This is a genomic window from Rhodoplanes roseus (genome assembly GCF_003258865.1).
Taxonomy (GTDB): domain Bacteria; phylum Pseudomonadota; class Alphaproteobacteria; order Rhizobiales; family Xanthobacteraceae; genus Rhodoplanes; species Rhodoplanes roseus.
In genome coordinates this window covers 1-2,871 of sequence record NZ_NPEX01000471.1, presented here as the reverse complement: position 1 = coordinate 2,871, position 2,871 = coordinate 1, and the positions used below count along the sequence as shown (strand labels likewise).

The following is a 2,871-nucleotide window of genomic DNA, read 5'->3' as shown; positions in this document are numbered from 1 at the left end:
CGACACGAGGCCGGCCGCGACAGTGGGCGAGGCGTGCCGATGCCGGCGCCCGCCGTCACTCCGCCGCGACGGCCGGCGTCTCGGCTTTGAGCCGCTTCAGGTCCGGCGGCACCGCCTCGTCGACCAGGGCGGCGAGCGCCTCGTCCAGCGGCATCACGGTGGACTTGTCGGAGCCGAGCCGGCGGATCGAGACGGTGCGCTCCGCCGCCTCCTTGCGGCCGACGACGAGCAGCACCGGCACCTTGGCGAGCGAGTGCTCGCGGACCTTGTAGTTGATCTTCTCGTTCCTCAGGTCGAGGCCGACCCTCAGGCCGAGCCGGCGCGCCGCCGCGATCGCCTCCTTGGCGTAGTCGTCGCCGTCCTGTGTGATGGTCGCCACCACGGCCTGCACGGGCGCCAGCCACAGCGGGAAGTGGCCGGCGTGGTGCTCGATCAGGATGCCGAGGAAGCGCTCCATCGAGCCGCAGATCGCGCGATGCACCATCACGGGCGTCTTCTTGCTGCCGTCGGCGTCGATGTAGAAGGCGCCGAAGCGCTCCGGCAGGTTGAAGTCGACCTGGGTGGTGCCGCACTGCCAGTCGCGGCCGATGGCGTCGCGCAGCACGTACTCGAACTTCGGCCCGTAGAACGCGCCTTCGCCGGGGTTCACGGCGGTCTTGATCTTGCCGCCCGACTGCGCCTCGATCTGCTGGAGCACGCGGCCCATCACCTCCTCGGCGTGATCCCACGACGCGTCGGAGCCGACGCGCTTCTCCGGACGGGTGGAGAGCTTCACGACCAGATCGGCGTCGAAGCCGAAGTCCGCGTAGGTCGTGAGAATCAGGTCGTTGATCTTCAGGCACTCCTCGGCGAGCTGATCCTCGTTGCAGAAGATGTGCGCGTCGTCCTGGGTGAAGCCGCGCACCCGCATCAGGCCGTGCATGGCGCCGGACGGCTCGTAGCGGTGCACCACGCCGAACTCGGCGAGGCGGATCGGCAGGTCGCGATAGCTCTTCAGGCCGTGCTTGAAGATCTGCACGTGGCCGGGGCAGTTCATCGGCTTGATCGCGAACCAGCGCTTGTCCTCGGCCTCGTCGCCGGCCGACTGCGCCGCGAACATGTTCTCGCGGTACCACTCCCAGTGGCCCGAGGTCTCCCACAGGACCTTGTCGAGCATCTGCGGCGCGTTGACCTCGTCGTACTCGGCGGCGAGCCGGCGACGCATGTAGGCGATCACCGACTGGAACATCGACCAGCCCTTGGCGTGCCAGAACACGACGCCCGGGCCTTCCTCCTGGAAGTGGAAGAGATCGAGCTCGCGGCCGAGCTTGCGGTGGTCGCGCTTCTCCGCCTCCTCGATCTGCTTCAGATAAGCGTCGAGCTCCTCCTGCTTGGCCCAGGCGGTGCCGTAGATGCGGGTCAGCATGGGATTGTTCGAATCGCCGCGCCAATAAGCGCCCGCCACCTTCATCAGCTTGAAGGCGGTGCCGATCTTGCCGGTCGAGGTCATGTGCGGACCGCGGCACAGGTCGAACCAGTCGCCCTGCTTGTAGATCTTGATGGTCTGGTCCTCGGGGATCGCGTCGACCAGCTCGACCTTGAAGTTCTCCCCTTTGTCGCGAAACACCTGCTTGGTCTCGTCGCGCGACCAGACTTCTTTCGTGAAAGGTTTGTCGCGCGCGATGATCTCGCGCATCTTCTTCTCGATCGCCCCGAAGTCGTCCGGGGTGAACGGCTCGTTGCGGAAGAAGTCGTAATAGAAGCCGTTCTGGATCACTGGGCCGATGGTCACCTGGGTGCCGGGCCACAGGCTCTGCACGGCTTCGGCCATCACGTGCGCGGCGTCGTGGCGGATCAGCTCCAGCGCGCGCGGATCGTCGCGCGACACGAACTCGATCCTGGCGTCGTGCTCGATCGGATCGGCGAGGTCGGCGAGGGTGCCGTCGAGCGCCATCGCGACGGTGCGCTTGGCGAGCGAGGGCGAGATGCCCTTGGCGATGTCGAGACCGGTGATGCCGGTGGGGTACTCCCGACGCGCGCCATCGGGAAAGGTCAGGGCGACCATTGGAAAACTCCTGTTGCTCACTCGCTGCCTACGAACGCAGGTAAGCGGATTCTGTCGATGCGTGAGGGATATAGCAGCCCGGTACGGGAGCGCAAGGCAGGCCGGCGGCAGGCGGTGCGACCTCCCGGTCGCCGCGCCTGCCTCCCGGGATCCGGCCGGCTCGCGTCGCCTCCCGCCTCTTGGCGCCGCGCCGAAAAAATCTCGCGCGGCTCGGCGTATGGATGCCGGCGTGTCGAGCCGGCCGTGTCGCGACTGCGGAAATCCAGCCTCAACCGCGCATCGGAGAACGAGAATTCGCGCAGCTCGAAAGTGATTTGTTCGACGGTTCTGCTGGCGCGTCACGGCGGTTTGCTGAAACCGTCGTGGAAAAACACCGCTGCCGATACACTTCGCGTAACGAATTCTTAAGACTGATCACAAAGTGGCCAAATTGCAGAGTCACGGTTTTGTCCGGGGACAGGGGGAGCTCGAGCGAACACCACACACATCGACATCGTCTGCGCTTCGGCGTTGCCGTGGAGTTCGGTCCGGTCGGTGCGATCGGGTCGGCGCATCGCCACCGCCGTCGCGGCCGGTCAGCGCCGCAGGCGCTTCGAGGAACGACGCGCGTCTCGACGCGCGACGCGGATGCCCGCGCGTGTGGCGGGGTCCGGAGCACGGGGACAACTTCATGGATGACGGCCTGCAGCGGGCACGCTGGCGGCTTGCCTGTTCTCGCGTCCTGACGGCGGCGGTCTTCGCCGCGGTCGTATCGTCCGTGATGGTTCTCGCGCTCGAATGCGTGTCCTCCGCCGCCGCGCAGGCGCGTCCGCCGCGTGCGGCGGCGG

1 protein-coding gene is annotated in these 2,871 nt (G+C 67.0%); it reads right to left on the bottom strand.

Annotated elements, in window-relative coordinates:
* Positions 1 to 55: 55 nt before the first annotated feature.
* Positions 56 to 2,044, bottom strand: coding sequence for a threonine--tRNA ligase (gene thrS / locus CH341_RS30275; protein ID WP_111423207.1), 1,989 nt, complete (start codon positions 2,042 to 2,044; stop codon positions 56 to 58).
* Positions 2,045 to 2,871 lie beyond the last annotated feature (827 nt).